The 515-nt window shown below is 68.9% G+C and carries 1 protein-coding gene; it reads right to left on the reverse strand.

Going from position 1 to position 515, the window contains the following annotated elements; all coding sequences use genetic code 11:
- On the reverse strand, positions 1–515 hold a 515-nt coding region (locus tag ACLF6P_RS18425; RefSeq protein WP_415951564.1), incomplete at both ends, for a carboxyl transferase domain-containing protein.

Here is a 515-nt window from a genome sequence, read left to right on the forward strand (position 1 = left end):
CAGGTAGCGGACCTCGGCGATGCAGGTCTCCTCGTCGTCGTACGCGAAGTGCGCGACGCCGGAGGTCTCGGCGTGGACGTCGGCGCCGCCCAGCCCGTTCTGCGTGATCTCCTCGCCGGTGACCGCCTTCACGACGTCCGGTCCGGTGATGAACATCTGCGAGGTCTCGCGGACCATGAAGACGAAGTCGGTGAGCGCGGGGCTGTAGGCCGCACCGCCCGCACACGGCCCGAGCATCACACTGATCTGCGGGATCACCCCGCTCGCCCTGGTGTTGCGCTGGAAGATGCCGCCATACCCGGCCAACGCGGAGACGCCCTCCTGGATACGGGCGCCCGCGCCGTCGTTGAGGGAGACCAGCGGCGCACCGGCCGCGATGGCCATGTCCATGATCTTGTGGATCTTCGTGGCATGGGCCTCGCCGAGGGCGCCGCCGAAGATCCGGAAGTCGTGCGCGTAGACGAAGACCGTGCGGCCCTCGACCGTGCCCCAGCCGGTGATGACACCGTCGGTGT

Origin of the sequence: Streptomyces lothianensis (genome assembly GCF_047779955.1) — a bacterium.
In the GTDB taxonomy this organism is placed as follows: Bacteria; Actinomycetota; Actinomycetes; order Streptomycetales; family Streptomycetaceae; genus Streptomyces.